Source organism: Paucibacter sp. PLA-PC-4 (assembly GCF_026241155.1).
Taxonomy (GTDB): domain Bacteria; phylum Pseudomonadota; class Gammaproteobacteria; order Burkholderiales; family Burkholderiaceae_C; genus Roseateles_E.
The window spans coordinates 1-12,833 of record NZ_JAPFGP010000040.1 but is presented as its reverse complement, the minus strand read 5'-3'; the positions used below and the strand labels follow the sequence as shown (position 1 = coordinate 12,833).

Below are 12,833 nucleotides of genomic sequence, written 5' to 3'. Positions count from 1 at the left end.
CGAGGTCTCGACCCACACGATGTTTTTGCACCAGGGCAAGGTCGAGGAAGAAGGCAATCCGCGCGAGGTGCTGCTCAAGCCGCAGAGCCCGCGCCTGCAGCAGTTCCTCAGCGGCGGGCTGAAGTAGCCCACCCTCGGAGCGCTACAGCGCCCGAACCATCTCCACATGGGCGATGCCGGCCTCGTCGAAGACAGGGCCACGGCGCTGAAAACCAGCGCGGGTGTAAAAACCCTCGGCCGACAGCTGGGCGTGCAGCAGCACCTCGCGGTAGCCGCGCTCGCGGCCCGCCTGCATCAGCGCCTCCAACACCTCGCGCCCGACGCGGCTGCCGCGCAGCGCCGCGATCACCGCCATGCGCCCGATCTTGGCCACACCGGGCACGTGTTCGAGCAGGCGGCCGGTGGCCAGCGCCCGGCCCAAGCGGTTGTAGGCCACCGCATGTAAGCAGCTGGCGTCGGCGCTGTCCCACTCCATCTCGGCGGGGATCTTCTGCTCGTCGACGAACACGGCCTGACGGATGTGCTGGGCATCGGCGCCAAGCTCTGCCCAGGCGCCCACGCGCACACGCGCCATCGACTCGCCCTTCTCGAAACCGGTCAGCAAGTCGCGCAGGCCCTGCGGCACAGGCTTGGGTGTGCGGCTCGCGGCATCGGCAAACACATAGACCAGCTCGCCATGGACCAGACAGTCCTCGCCCCGAAACACAGCGCAGTGCAAGCGCATCGAGCTGTTGCCGACCTGCTCGCAGCGCACGCCCACATCGAGCAACTCCTCGAAACGGGCCGAGTCCAGGTACTCCAGCGTTGCCTTGCGCACGAACAGATCGCCGCCGAGCTCCGCCATCGTCGCGGCATAAGGCAGGGCCAGGGCACGCCAGTAGCCGCCGACCGCGGTGTCGAAATAGGTCAGATAATGGCCATTGAAGACGATGTGTTGCGCATCGATTTCGGCCCAGCGTACGCGCAGCCGCTCGAAGAAGCGGAAGTCGCGACGACGCGGCGTGGATGAAGCAGAAATGGCGCTCATGGCTGTAAGGCCTCCTTGATCGCGAGGCCGCAGGCATCCAGCGCCAGCAGGGCTTCGGGGATTTGACGGCCCATCTTGATGAAGTCGTGGGTCACGCCGCGATAGAGCTCGAGCTGCACCTGGCCGCCGGCCGCACGCAGCCGGTCGGCATAGGCAATGCCCTCGTCGATGAGCGGATCGCATTCGGCCAGCAGCACACAGGCCGGGGCCAGGCCCCCGTGGTCCTCGGCCTCCAGCGGCGCGAAGCGCCAGTCGCGCTTGTGGTGGTGAGCGATGTAGTGATCAAAGAACCAGGCGATCGAGGCCGCATCGAGCAAAAAGCCGTTGGCAAACAGCTTGTGCGAGGCGGTGTCGGCATGGGCCGTCGTGCCCGGCGTAATCAGAAGCTGCAGCGCCAGCGGCAGGCCCATATCTCGCCCATGCAGCGCGCAGACTGCCGCCAGCGTGCCGCCGGCGCTGTCGCCGCCCACCGCCAGCCGGCTGCCGTCCAGGCCCAGCGAGTCGGCCGCGCCGACCAGCCAGCGCATCACCGCCCAGCAGTCATCGACAGCGGCCGGGAAGCGGTGCTCCGGCGCGAGCCGGTAGTCCAGCGCCAGCACCGCCGCGCCCGAGCGCAGCGCCAACTGGCGGCACAGGCTGTCGTGCGTTTCCAGGCTGCCTATCGTGAAGCCGCCGCCGTGCAGATACAGCAGCACCGGCAGCCGGGCCTCGTCCCGTGTCTTGGGCGCGTAAAGCCTGGCGGCCAGCGGGCCTTCGGCGCCGGGCACCTGCAGATTCTCGATGCGGGCCAGCGGCGCGCGCGGCAGATCCAGGATCTCGGCTCCCATCAGATAGGCGATGCGCGCCTGCTTGGGGCTCAGGCTGTGAAACGGCGGGCGATTGGCGCGGTGTATGCGCGCCAACACACCGGCCATGCGCGGTGTCAACAAGGTGCTACTCAACAAGAACTCCAACAACTACGCTCGGGGCACTGGCGCGCAGTGTGCCAGAGCCCCAAGGAGACGAGAGCGATGGCCCTGATCCAGTACCTGACCCAGATCCAATTCGACTTCGGCGCCGCCGCGCTGCTGCCGCAGGAGTGCGAGCGCGTCGGCATCCGCAGGCCGCTGATCATCAGCGACGCCGGCGTGCGCGCTGCCGGCGTGTTGGCCAAGGCGCTGGCCGCCTGGGGCGCCGCCGACACCGCATGGCCGCCGGTGTTCGACGCGACGCCTCCCAACCCCAACGAGGCGGCGGTGCGCGCCGCTGCCTTGATGTACCGGGAACTCGGCTGTGACGGCCTGGTAGCCATCGGCGGCGGCTCCAGCATGGACTTGGCCAAGGGCGTCGCGATTGCCGCGACGCACGAGGGGCCGCTGAAGACCTACGCGACCATTGAGGGCGGCAGCCCCAGAATCACCAAGGCGGTGGCGCCGGTGATCGCGGTGCCGACCACGGCCGGCACCGGCTCCGAGGTGGCGCGCGGCGCCATCATCATCGTCGACGATGGCCGAAAGCTGGGCTTTCACAGCTGGGAGCTGATGCCCAAAGCCGCGATCTGCGATCCAGAGCTGACCCTGGGCTTGCCGGCCCTGCTGACCGCCGCCACCGGCATGGACGCGATTGCGCACTGCATGGAGACCTTTATGTCGGCCGCCGTCAACCCGCCGGCCGATGGCATCGCGCTGGAAGGCCTGCGACGAGGTTGGGCCGCGATCGAGCGCGCCACCGGCAGCGGTGCCGACCGCGAGGCGCGCTGGGCCATGATGAGCGCCAGCATGCAGGGCGCGATGGCGTTCCAAAAGGGCCTGGGCTGCGTGCATTCGCTCAGCCACAGCCTGGGCGGTGTGAACCCGCGCCTGCACCACGGCACACTGAACGCGGTGTTCCTGCCGGCCGTCGTCAAATTCAATGCCCAGCACCCCAGCCTGCATCAGGACGGCCGGCTGCAGCGCATGGCCCAGGCCATGGGGCTGCCCGGTAGCGATGCAGCCGGCCACGCAGTGGCCGAGGAACTGCGTGCGATGAATGCGCGTCTGGGTCTGGCCTCGGGCCTGGCGGCGCTGGGAGTAGCTGAAGACTTGTTCGAGCGCGTCATTGACGGCGCGATGCTGGATCATTGCCACAAGACCAACCCGCGCATGGCCACGCGCGAGGACTACCGACGGATGCTGATCGACTCCCTGTGAGTGTCAAGTGCGCCAGAACTGTGGCGTGAACAGCACCAGCACGCTCAGCAATTCAAGCCGACCCAGCAGCATCGCGAAGGTGCAGACCCAAGTCTGGAACTCGGTTAGCACGCCGAAGTGCTGGGTCGGCCCGACCAGGCCCAGACCCGGCCCGATGTTATTCAAGCAAGCCACCACCGCCGTGAAGGCGGTGACGACGTCCAGCCCGCTGAACAGCAGCAGCATGGTAAAACCCACCAGACTGGCACCATAAAGCATCATGTAGGCGATCACGCTTTGCATCACCCGTGGGCTGACGACACGGCCACCGTAGACCACAGGATTGACTACATTGGGGTGAATGATGCGTACCAGCTCGCGCGTCGACTGCTTCAGCAGCAGCAGCATGCGAACCATTTTGATGCCTCCGCCGGTCGATCCGGCACAGGTGGCAAAACAGCCCAGCAGCAGCATCAACAGCGGCGCGAACACCGGCCACAGCTCGTAATCGGTGGCAGCGTAGCCGGTGGTGGTAGCCAGCGACACTACATGAAAGGCGCTGTAACGCAAGGCTTTCCAGGCATCGGCAGTGACCTCATGCATGATCAGAAATACCGTCAGCACGGCGACTGCCGCCAGCACCACCAGATAAAAGGCGCGCAGCTCGATATCGCACCAAAGAGCGCGAAACGAGCGTTGGCGCAATGCCACGAAGTACAGCGCGAAGTTCACGCCAGCCAGCAGCATGAAGACGATCGCGACCGTCTCGATCAGCGGCGAGTTCCAGTAGCCGAAGCTCTGGTCATGCGAGGAAAAGCCGCCCAGGCCCATGGTCGTACACATGTGCATGAAGGCATCGGACCAGCTCATGCCGGCCCAGCGGTAGGCGAAGAAACAGCTGGTCGAGACTACGAAGTAGACGACCCAGAGTCCACGCGCGGTCTCCGACATGCGCGGCGTCAGCTTCTGCTGATCCTTCAGCGGACCGGCCATCTCGGCACGGAACAGCTGAGCACCGCCAACACCCAACATCGGCAAGATAGCCACCGCCAGCACGATGATGCCTAGACCGCCAATCAGCATCATGAAACAGCGCCAAACGTTCACGCTCAGCGGCAGCTCATCCAGGCCGCTGAGCACGGTGGCGCCAGTGGCCGTGAAGCCCGAAACCGCCTCGAAATATGCATCGGTGACATCCAAGCCCGGAATCGCCAACCATAGCGGCAACGCGCCAAAGGCAGGCAAGAGAAGCCAGGTCATCACCACCAGCACAAAGCCGTCACGCGCTTGCAACTCGCGTCTGAAGCGCCGCATCACCAGGCTCAGCGCAACGCCAGCCGCCAGCGTGATGAACGCCGATCGGGCAAACGGCTCAATGCCGGCGTCCTGCTGCACCAAGGCAAAACCCAGCGGCACCCCCATCATCAGCGCAAACAGCACCAACATGCGCCCGATCAGGGCCAATACAGCGAGAGGCGAGGCCATCAGAAGAGAAAAGTCGCGCTGACCTGGAAGAGTCTCTCGACATCGCGCACCATGCGCTTGCGCGGCACGAACACGATCACATGGTCATCCTGCTCAATCACGGTGTCGTGATGCGGGATCACGACCCGCTGAGGGGTTTGCGCATCCTGCGCTGTGCGCACGATCGCGCCGATCTGGGCTCCCTTGGGCAGGCTGATCTCCTCAATGCGCCGACCCACCACCTTGGAGGTCTTGCGGTCACCCCGGGCCACCGCTTCAAGCGCCTCGGCAGCGCCACGGCGAAGGCTGTGCACCGACTCGACATCACCGCGCCGCACATAGGCCAGCAGCTCGCCGATCACGGTCTGCGCCGGCGACAATGCGATGTCGATTTGCGTGCCCTGCACCAGATCGGCATAGGCACGCCGGTTGATCAGGGCCAGTACCCGGCGAGCGCCCATGCGCTTGGCCAGCAAGCAGGCCATGATGTTGTCCTCATCATCGTTGGTCAAAGCGACGAAGAGGTCGGTCTCGTCGACCTGCTCGCGCTCCAGCAGATCTTCGTCGGTGGAGTCGCCATGCAACACCAGGGCTTGGCTGCCTAGTTGGGTGGTCAGGTACTCGCAGCGCGCAAAGCCAGTGTCGATCATCTTGAGCCGACAGTCATCCTGGATCTCCCGCGCCAGCCTCAGACCGACACGGCCACCGCCAGCAATCATCACGCGACGCACTGGTTGGTCGCGCCCCGCCAGAGCCTCCAGCACCCTGCGGATGTCGCGCGTGGCGGCCAGTACAAAGACCTCATCGCCCGCCTCGATGCGGGTATCGCCATCGCAGGCTATGCGCTGATCGCCGCCAGCCTTGTCCTTGCGGTAGATCGCGACGATACGCATCTCGAACTGCGGGATCAGCGCCGGCAGCTCGGACATCTTGTGGTCCACCAGGCGCGCGCCGACCATCGCCCGTACCGCGATCAGACTGACCGCACCGCCCGCGAACTCCAGCACCTGCAGGGCCTCGGGATACTCAATGAGCTGGCGTATCGTGCGCGTGACCGACTCCTCGGGGCAGATCACCGCATCGACTGCGAAGCCATTGGCCGCCATCAAGGAGCTGCCCTGCGCGAATTCGGAAGAGCGCAGCCGGGCGATGCGGGTCGGGATGCTGAACACTTCGTGGGCAACCTTGCAGGCCACCAGATTGGTCTCGTCATTAGGCGCGCAGGCGATCAGCATGTCGGCATCGCGGGCGCCGGCCGCCTCCAGCACCGAGGGCTGGATACCGTTGCCGGCGATGCCACGCAAATCCATCCTATCTTGCAGTTCGCTCAGCCGCTGCGGGTCCGTGTCGATCACGGTGATATCGTTCTTCTCCGAGACCAAGCTCTCGGCAACGCTCGCGCCGACTCGCCCGGCGCCGAGGATAAGGATGTTCATTTGGCCATGATACGCAGCCCGGATCCGGCTGTCTGAGGACGGGCGCCTTGAGGGCTCGCGTCATCCATTTACCGACAGCGTTTACAGCCGGCGTCCTATGCCTGGCAAGCGGCAAATCGGCTGCAATGGAGTAGTGTTCAAAGACAGGAGGCGGGTCATGGACCGAAGTCTTTTGTTTCCATTGCTGACACCCGCAGGCCGGCGTCGTGGGCAGCATATGTTCGGTATGAATCAATCACCGACCCTGCCACCGCTGGCAACGCCACTGACAAGAAGGCCCGCCGAGGCGGAACCAACGATGCACAGCCGGCGCAGCGGGCGCCACAGGCCGATGCCTTTCTTTATACGCTGGTGGCTGGCCCTGCAGGGCTGAGCACGGACCAGCCAGCAAAAAGGCCGACCTCTTGTGGAGGCCGGCCCGGCGATGCGAGCCCCGGATGCAGGGGCTCTATCTATCAATCAACCATGCTTGGCGTCGAAGAACTGCTCGTCCTCGGTCGAGCCCTTGAGCGCGGCGGTCGACGCCTCGCGCTCAATGGTCGTAGTCACCGCGTCGAAGTAGCCGGTACCGACCTCGCGCTGATGCTTGACGGCCGTGAAGCCCTTCTCGGCGGCGGCAAACTCGGCTTCCTGCAACTCGACAAAGGCGCTCATATTGTTGCGGGCGTAACCGTAGGCAAGGTTGAACATCGAGTAGTTCAGGCTGTGGAAGCCGGCCAGCGTGATGAACTGGAACTTGTAGCCCATCGCGCCGAGCTCGCGCTGGAACTTGGCAATCGTCGCGTCGTCCAGGTTCTTCTTCCAGTTGAACGAGGGTGAGCAGTTGTAGGCCAGCAGCTTGCCGGGGAACTTGGCATGGATGGCCTCGGCAAACGTCTTCGCAAACGCCAGGTCAGGCTTGCCAGTCTCGCACCAGATCATGTCGGCATAGGGCGCATAAGCCAAGCCACGGCTGATGGCTTGGTCCAGACCGTTGCGGGTGCGGAAGAAGCCTTCGACGGTACGCTCGCCGGTGCAAAAGGGCTTGTCGTTGTCGTCGATGTCGCTGGTCACCAGGTCGCCGGCCTCGGCATCGGTGCGCGCCAGCAGCACGGTGGGCGTGCCCATCACATCGGCGGCCAGACGGGCGGCGACGAGCTTGGCCACCGCCTCGCGGGTCGGCACCAGCACCTTGCCACCCATATGGCCGCACTTCTTGGCTGCGGCCAGCTGGTCTTCGAAGTGCACGCCGGCAGCACCGGCCTCGATCATCGCCTTCATCAGCTCAAAGGCGTTGAGCACGCCGCCGAAGCCAGCTTCGGCATCGGCCACGATGGGCGCGAAGTAATCGATGTCGTTCTTGCCTTCGCTCCACTGGATCTGGTCGGCGCGCGCGAACGTGGCGTTGATCTTCTTCACAACCTTGGGTACCGAGTCCACCGAGTACAGCGACTGGTCGGGGTACATCTCGCCATTGCTGTTGGCATCACCGGCAACCTGCCAGCCCGACAGATAGATGGCCTTCAGACCGGCCTTGACCTGCTGCATGGCCTGGTTGCCGGTCAGCGCGCCCAGCGAGTTGACGAAGGGCTCGGTGTTGACCAGGCCCCAGAGCTTCTCGGCGCCACGCTTGGCCAGTGTGTGCTCGATAGCCAGCGAGCCACGCAGACGCACGACGTCGGCGGCCGTGTAGCCGCGGGTGACGCCCTTCCAGCGCGGATTCTCGGCCCAGTCTTTTTCGAGGGCGGCGATTTGCTGTTCACGGGTCAAGGTGCTCATGAAGTACTCCTGCAAGCGGTTGGGGGTAGGAAGGAATCGATGCCTTAAGCGTAGTCCTCGCCTCCGTCTTGCGGAAGTGTTGTGTCTTATATAAGACTAAAAATATTATCCTTAAAAATCAATAGCTTGCGATTTATATGCCGGATTATGAAAACATCTTCTTCATAATGAGAAAAAATGGCGCGGCGCAACATGGCGAACTATCACGATATGAAATCTCGTTTTCGTATCGTGGATCTGTGGCGGCACGTTCTCAGAGCCCGCCGATGAAATAGCGCTTGAGCCCGGCCAGCACCATCTCCACCGCGATCGCGGTCAACACCAGGCCCATTAGCTTCTCGATCGCCGACACCACCGAGTCGCCCAGAAGCTTGCGGATGCGGTCGGCCAGAATCAGGGTCAGACCCGAGACCACCATGGCCGCCGTGAGCGCGGCAATCCACTCCCAGATGCGATCGGGCTGGCGCGAAGCCAGCAGCAGCACGGTGGCCATCGCCGAGGGGCCGGCCAGCAAGGGCACGGCCAGCGGGAAGATGAAGGGCTCGCGGCCCGGCTCCAGGCCATAGGCCGACTCGCCACTGCTGCCAAAGATCATGCGGATCGCGATGATCAGCAAAATCACACCGCCGGCCACCTCCAACGAGCGCTCCGACAGATGCATCACCCGCAAAAAGGCGTCACCGACGAACATGAAGGCGAACAGCACGCCGAAAGCGATGCCGACTTCGCGCAGCGCCACCAGCTTGCGCCGCGGCTTGGGCACCGCGCGCATGATGGGGATGAAGATCGGCAGGCTGCCCAGCGGGTCCAGCACCAGCAGCAAGAGAATGAAGGCGGAGAGAAAGCTATGGTCCATGGCCGGATTGTCGGCGCTGTTGGAGAATCCGCCGCACCATGACCGAAGCCACACTTGACACCATAGACCGGCGCATCATCGAAATCCTGCAGCGCGACGGTCGCCTGTCCAATGTAGACCTGGCGTCCCGCATCCACCTGTCGCCGCCGCAGACCTTGCGTAGGGTCAAGCAGCTGGAGGAACGCGGCGTGCTGCGCGGTTACCGCGCCATGGTGCAGCCGGCCACGCTGGGGCTGGGCGTGACCGCCTTTGTCAGTCTCAATGTCGAGGCAGATGCCTTCGGCCGCGTACGCGAGATCGAGGGATTGATCCGCGACTTCCCCGAGATCTTGGAATGCCACACCGTCTCGGGCGACTGCGACTACCTGCTGAAGGTCGTCGCCGCCGACCTGAAGAGCCTGTCGCAGTTCTTGACCGATCGGCTGATGCAGATCCCCGGCGTCGCCGACATCCGCTCAATGATTTGCCTGGAAGAGATCAAGCCGCCGGCCCCGCTGCCGGTGCGCTGAGCGGGCCGGCGAATTCCTGCCTGACCCATTCACGCAGCCGCACGGTGGCCGGACGCTCGACCGCACGCGGGCTGTAGACCAGGTCGAAGCGGTATCCCGGCAGCAAGGCCTCGAAAGGCCGCAACAGTGCACCCGAGGCCAGCTCCTCCGCCACCAGGGTCAGGCTCAGCAGGCCCACGCCCTGCCCTGCCAGGGTCGCTTGCACCGCATGGATCTCATCGGTGAAGGACAGGCTCTGCCCGAGCCCGATGTCGCCGCCGAGCAGATCGGCCCAGCGGCGCCAGCTGGGCGTGCGCGGATCGTCTCGCACCCTGGCGCCCCAGTCGAAGTCCAACAGGGCGACGCCGTCCAGTCCGGCCCTTGCAGCGACGGCCAGGGCTGGCACACACACCGGCGCGAAATAGTCCTGGATCAGAGGTTCGACGACCAGGCCCGGATAGTGCCCGCTGCCGTAGCGGATCGCCGCATCGGCCTCGCCATCGAGATCCACCAACTCGTTGCTGGCACTGAGCCGCAGCTGCCAGTCGGGGTAGCTGGCACGGAAAGCACCCACGCGAGGCGCCAGCCGCCGGGCCATGAAGGCCACGGTGGACGACAGCGTGGCCAACTGCCCACCCGGCTTGTGACGCAGCGATTCCAGCGCCCGCTCGAAATCATCCAGCCCCTCGCGCAGCACGGGGTAAAGCCGCGCGCCCTGCGCGGTCAGCATCACCTTGCGGGTGCCGCGCTCGAAGAGCTTGAGGGACAGATAGCTTTCGAGTTGCTTGATCTGGTGGCTGACTGCCGTCGGCGTCACATGCAGCTCCGCGGCCGCATCCTTGAAGCTCAGGCGCCGCGCGGCGGCTTCGAAGGCCCGCAACATGCCCAGGGGTGGTAGTTTTCGCATCGGTCGATAGCTTATTTCAATTCATCCATCACCTGAATATTGACCGTTTGTCAGGCCCAACACGTCGAGAGAAACTGGCTTTCACTGGTGGAGATCGGCTTCACCAGATGATCTCAGATCACCTATCAAGAAAGCCCATGGAACTCCAACAAGTCCACACCCAGCCCGATCCCTATGCGCCCTACCTGCTGTCCCAGGCTATCAAGGCAGGCGGTCTGGTCTATGTGTCCGGCCAGGCCGGCGTCGGCGATGACGGCCGCATCGTCGGCGAAGGCGATTTCGACCGGCAGGCCGAGCAAGCGATGCTGAATCTGCGCCGCGCGCTGGTGGCCGCCGGTTCCGATCTGTCCCAGATCGTCAAGGTGACGATCTTCCTGACCTCAATGAGCCATTTCCCCAAGATCGTCGCACTGCGCCGCCACTGGTTCAGCGCGCCCTATCCAGCCGACACCATCGTCGAGGTCTCGGCCCTCTACACGCCGGAGGCGATGATAGAGATCGAGGCCATTGCCATCGCCGACACCGCCGGGACCGCAGCATGACGGCCCACGATGCCCTGTTCCAGTCCTGGCGCCTCGGCAAACTGGGTCTACCCAACCGTCTGGCCCTCGCGCCGATGACACGGGTCAGCGCGACGCAGGACGGCCTGGCCAGCGCGGCGATGCAGCGCTACTACCTGCGTTTCGCGCAGGGCGGCTTCGGTCTGCTGATCACAGAGGGCCTCTACACCGACCAGGCCTTCTCTCAGGGCTATGCCGGGCAGCCGGGCCTGAGCGATGCCTGCCAGGCCAAGGCCTGGCGGCCCATCGTCGACGCAGTGCACGAGGCGGGCGGAGCCATCGTGGCGCAGCTGATGCATGCCGGTGCTCTGTCCCAGGCCAATCGCTTCCGTGACACCAGCGTCGGCCCTTCGGCCATCCAGCCCAAGGGCGAACAGATGGCCTTCTATCACGGCAGCGGCCCCTACCGGCTGCCGCAGTCCATGTCGGAGGCAGAGATCGCCGAAGTCGTGGACGGCTTCGCACAGGCCGCGCGGCTGGCGATCGAGGTGGCCGGTTTCGACGGTGTCGAGATTCATGGCGCCAACGGCTATCTGCTGGACCAGTTCCTAACCGACTACAGCAACCAGCGCGAGGATGGCTGGGGTGGCGACATCGTCGGCCGGGCCCGGCTGAGCATCGAGGTCAGCCGGGCCGTGCGCCAAGCGGTTGGGAGTGAGGCGCCGGTGGGTCTGCGCCTCTCGCAGTCCAAGGTCAATGACTTCGAACACCGCTGGGCCGGCGCCGAGGCCGATGCGCTGCGCCTGTTCGGCACGCTGGCCCAGGCCGATCTCGACTATCTGCATCTGACGGCCTACGAGGCCTGGCGTCCGGCCTTTGGCGGCGAAGGCCCCAGCCTGACAAGCCTGGCCCGCCGCAGCCTGCCCACGCTGAGCCTGATCGCCAACGGCGGCCTGCACGAGCCCGAGCGTGCCCTGCAAAGCCTGAGCGACGGGGCCGACCTGGTGGCACTGGCGCGTGGCGCGCTGGCCAACCCCGACTGGCCGCAGCGGCTCAGGCAGGGCCTGGCGTTCAAGACATTCGATCCGGCGCTGCTGTCGCCACAGGCGGGAATCAAGGCCTCGGAGCTCGAGCCGCTGGAAGCGGCCGCATAGCTTGTCGGGCTTGGGCCTGCACCACGGTCAGCCACGCGGATGATGTGCCGCGTGGATCGCCTTCAGCCGCTCGCGTGCCACATGGGTGTAGATCTGCGTGGTCGACAGATCGGCGTGGCCCAGCAACAGCTGCACCGCGCGCAGATCGGCGCCGTGGTTGAGCAGATGGGTGGCGAAGGCATGGCGCAGCGTGTGCGGTGACAGTGGCGCGGTGATGCCAGCCTGCAGTGCGTACTTCTTGACCAGCTTCCAGAACATCTGCCTCGTCATGCCATCGCCGCGAATCGTGACAAACAGGGCATCGCAGCGCTGGCCCTTCAGCAGAACCGCTCGGGCCTCTTGCAGATAGCGCAGCAACCAGCTGTGCGCCTCCTCGCCGAAAGGCACGAGACGCTCCTTCGCGCCCTTGCCGGTGACGCGCAGCACCGCTTCCTTGAATCCCACATGCACGCTCTTGAGCTCGACCAGCTCGCTGACTCGCAGGCCGCTGGCATACATCAGCTCCAGCATCGCGCGGTCGCGCAGGCCCAGCGTATCCTCCACATCCGGCGCGGCAAGCAAGGCCTCGACCTGGGCTTGGCTCAGTACCTTGGGCACGCGCAGCGGCTGGCGGGCATTGGCCAGGCGTAGGGTCGGGTCCTCTGCCAGGGCCAGCTCTCGCAGGGCCCAGCGGTAGTAGCGCTTGAAGACACTGAGGCGGCGGTTGGAGCTGGTCGCGCGGCTCCCCTCATGACGGGCAGCCGCATAGCCCAGCAGATGCAGCTCCCGCGCGGCATCCAGCGCCAGCCCATGCTCAAGCGCCAGCCAGTCGGCCAGCAGACTCAGATCACGCCGGTAGGCCGCCAGGGTGTTGGCGGCCAGACCGTCCTCGATCCACAGCATCTCGACGAAACGTGCGATCGCCGCCTCGCTGGCGCTCCGCGCAGCCGATTCTTTGTCCATCCTTGCCTTCAATCGGGATAGGGGGGGGTCATTATCGACTCCACCCCTCCCACACCACCGGGCATGCGGGTCCGCACCGGGCGGTTCGAGAGCTTGAGGTCATGAGAGGCGAGGTAATCCGAGGCGGTCGAACCAAGCCACCGTGAGCACGTTG

The 12,833-nt window shown here is 65.1% G+C and carries 12 protein-coding genes and 1 pseudogene; 5 read left to right on the top strand and 8 right to left on the bottom strand.

Annotated elements, in window-relative coordinates; genetic code table 11:
• Positions 1 to 127: pseudogene (locus OOZ63_RS28665) on the top strand (histidine/lysine/arginine/ornithine ABC transporter ATP-binding protein); the annotation flags it as partial.
• A gap of 15 nt (positions 128 to 142) precedes the next feature.
• Here OOZ63_RS28665 and OOZ63_RS28660 read toward each other — a convergent pair.
• Together OOZ63_RS28660 and OOZ63_RS28655 are read right to left on the bottom strand one after the other, a co-directional pair.
• On the bottom strand, positions 143 to 1,027 hold the full coding sequence (locus OOZ63_RS28660; protein ID WP_266009260.1) for a YbgC/FadM family acyl-CoA thioesterase: 885 nt from the start codon (positions 1,025 to 1,027) through the stop codon (positions 143 to 145).
• Positions 1,024 to 1,941 (bottom strand): alpha/beta hydrolase, encoded by a 918-nt coding sequence (locus tag OOZ63_RS28655; RefSeq protein ID WP_266009264.1) that lies wholly within the window; start codon positions 1,939 to 1,941, stop codon positions 1,024 to 1,026. Before OOZ63_RS28655 ends, OOZ63_RS28660 begins: the two co-directional genes overlap by 4 nt.
• A 96-nt stretch (positions 1,942 to 2,037) precedes the next feature.
• Between OOZ63_RS28655 and OOZ63_RS28650 the strand changes: the two genes are divergently transcribed.
• Complete coding sequence (locus OOZ63_RS28650) at positions 2,038 to 3,195, top strand: iron-containing alcohol dehydrogenase (RefSeq protein ID WP_266009259.1); 1,158 nt, start codon at positions 2,038 to 2,040, stop codon at positions 3,193 to 3,195.
• A gap of 3 nt (positions 3,196 to 3,198) precedes the next feature.
• Here OOZ63_RS28650 and OOZ63_RS28645 read toward each other — a convergent pair whose 3' ends face one another.
• The 4 genes from OOZ63_RS28645 to OOZ63_RS28630 all read right to left on the bottom strand — a co-directional run bounded on the left by OOZ63_RS28645 (position 3,199) and on the right by OOZ63_RS28630 (position 8,688).
• Positions 3,199 to 4,659 (bottom strand): TrkH family potassium uptake protein, encoded by a 1,461-nt coding sequence (locus OOZ63_RS28645; protein ID WP_266009257.1) that lies wholly within the window; start codon positions 4,657 to 4,659, stop codon positions 3,199 to 3,201.
• A complete protein-coding gene (trkA, locus tag OOZ63_RS28640; protein WP_266009255.1) occupies positions 4,659 to 6,074 on the bottom strand; it encodes a Trk system potassium transporter TrkA in 1,416 nt (471 codons plus the stop codon). The genes OOZ63_RS28645 and trkA overlap by 1 nt, the downstream gene beginning before the upstream one ends.
• A gap of 459 nt (positions 6,075 to 6,533) precedes the next feature.
• Complete coding sequence (gene aceA, locus OOZ63_RS28635; RefSeq protein ID WP_416234802.1) at positions 6,534 to 7,832, bottom strand: isocitrate lyase; 1,299 nt, start codon at positions 7,830 to 7,832, stop codon at positions 6,534 to 6,536.
• A 253-nt stretch (positions 7,833 to 8,085) separates the two neighbouring features.
• Positions 8,086 to 8,688: a MarC family protein gene (locus tag OOZ63_RS28630; protein ID WP_137940848.1), complete on the bottom strand. Its 603-nt coding sequence runs from the start codon at positions 8,686 to 8,688 to the stop codon at positions 8,086 to 8,088.
• Between the two features lie 38 nt (positions 8,689 to 8,726).
• Here OOZ63_RS28630 and OOZ63_RS28625 point away from each other — a divergent pair, with 38 nt between their 5' ends.
• The gene (locus tag OOZ63_RS28625; protein WP_266009253.1) at positions 8,727 to 9,197 is read left to right on the top strand and encodes an Lrp/AsnC family transcriptional regulator; all 471 of its coding nucleotides are present in this window, start codon (positions 8,727 to 8,729) and stop codon (positions 9,195 to 9,197) included.
• On the opposite strand, the gene OOZ63_RS28620 is transcribed toward OOZ63_RS28625, so the two are convergent.
• Positions 9,166 to 10,083 carry a LysR substrate-binding domain-containing protein gene (locus OOZ63_RS28620; RefSeq protein WP_266009252.1) on the bottom strand — a complete coding sequence of 306 codons (918 nt, stop codon included), beginning with the start codon at positions 10,081 to 10,083 and terminating at the stop codon, positions 9,166 to 9,168. The two genes, OOZ63_RS28625 and OOZ63_RS28620, sit on opposite strands and share 32 nt — an antisense overlap.
• A 137-nt stretch (positions 10,084 to 10,220) precedes the next feature.
• Here OOZ63_RS28620 and OOZ63_RS28615 point away from each other — a divergent pair, with 137 nt between their 5' ends.
• Positions 10,221 to 10,625, top strand: coding sequence for a RidA family protein (locus OOZ63_RS28615; protein ID WP_266009251.1), 405 nt, complete (start codon positions 10,221 to 10,223; stop codon positions 10,623 to 10,625).
• Complete coding sequence (locus OOZ63_RS28610) at positions 10,622 to 11,737, top strand: NADH:flavin oxidoreductase (RefSeq protein ID WP_266009250.1); 1,116 nt, start codon at positions 10,622 to 10,624, stop codon at positions 11,735 to 11,737. The genes OOZ63_RS28615 and OOZ63_RS28610 overlap by 4 nt, the downstream gene beginning before the upstream one ends.
• Before the next feature lie 27 nt (positions 11,738 to 11,764).
• Here the strand turns inward: OOZ63_RS28610 and xerD are convergent, their stop codons facing one another.
• Positions 11,765 to 12,679, bottom strand: a complete 915-nt coding sequence (gene xerD, locus OOZ63_RS28605; RefSeq protein WP_266009249.1) for a site-specific tyrosine recombinase XerD — start codon at positions 12,677 to 12,679, stop codon at positions 11,765 to 11,767.
• Between the last annotated feature and the right edge of the window lie 154 nt (positions 12,680 to 12,833).

What these genes read in the sequence shown, in the direction of transcription:
- OOZ63_RS28610 (WP_266009250.1), top strand. Translation starts at nt 10,622, where the DNA reads ATGACGGCCCACGATGCCCTGTTCCAGTCCTGGCGCCTCGGCAAACTG.
- trkA (WP_266009255.1), bottom strand. Translation starts at nt 6,074, where the DNA reads ATGAACATCCTTATCCTCGGCGCCGGGCGAGTCGGCGCGAGCGTTGCC.
- OOZ63_RS28630 (WP_137940848.1), bottom strand. Translation starts at nt 8,688, where the DNA reads ATGGACCATAGCTTTCTCTCCGCCTTCATTCTCTTGCTGCTGGTGCTG.
- OOZ63_RS28615 (WP_266009251.1), top strand. Translation starts at nt 10,221, where the DNA reads ATGGAACTCCAACAAGTCCACACCCAGCCCGATCCCTATGCGCCCTAC.
- OOZ63_RS28660 (WP_266009260.1), bottom strand. Translation starts at nt 1,027, where the DNA reads ATGAGCGCCATTTCTGCTTCATCCACGCCGCGTCGTCGCGACTTCCGC.
- OOZ63_RS28655 (WP_266009264.1), bottom strand. Translation starts at nt 1,941, where the DNA reads ATGGCCGGTGTGTTGGCGCGCATACACCGCGCCAATCGCCCGCCGTTT.
- OOZ63_RS28625 (WP_266009253.1), top strand. Translation starts at nt 8,727, where the DNA reads ATGACCGAAGCCACACTTGACACCATAGACCGGCGCATCATCGAAATC.
- xerD (WP_266009249.1), bottom strand. Translation starts at nt 12,679, where the DNA reads ATGGACAAAGAATCGGCTGCGCGGAGCGCCAGCGAGGCGGCGATCGCA.
- OOZ63_RS28620 (WP_266009252.1), bottom strand. Translation starts at nt 10,083, where the DNA reads ATGCGAAAACTACCACCCCTGGGCATGTTGCGGGCCTTCGAAGCCGCC.
- aceA (WP_416234802.1), bottom strand. Translation starts at nt 7,832, where the DNA reads ATGAGCACCTTGACCCGTGAACAGCAAATCGCCGCCCTCGAAAAAGAC.
- OOZ63_RS28650 (WP_266009259.1), top strand. Translation starts at nt 2,038, where the DNA reads ATGGCCCTGATCCAGTACCTGACCCAGATCCAATTCGACTTCGGCGCC.
- OOZ63_RS28645 (WP_266009257.1), bottom strand. Translation starts at nt 4,659, where the DNA reads ATGGCCTCGCCTCTCGCTGTATTGGCCCTGATCGGGCGCATGTTGGTG.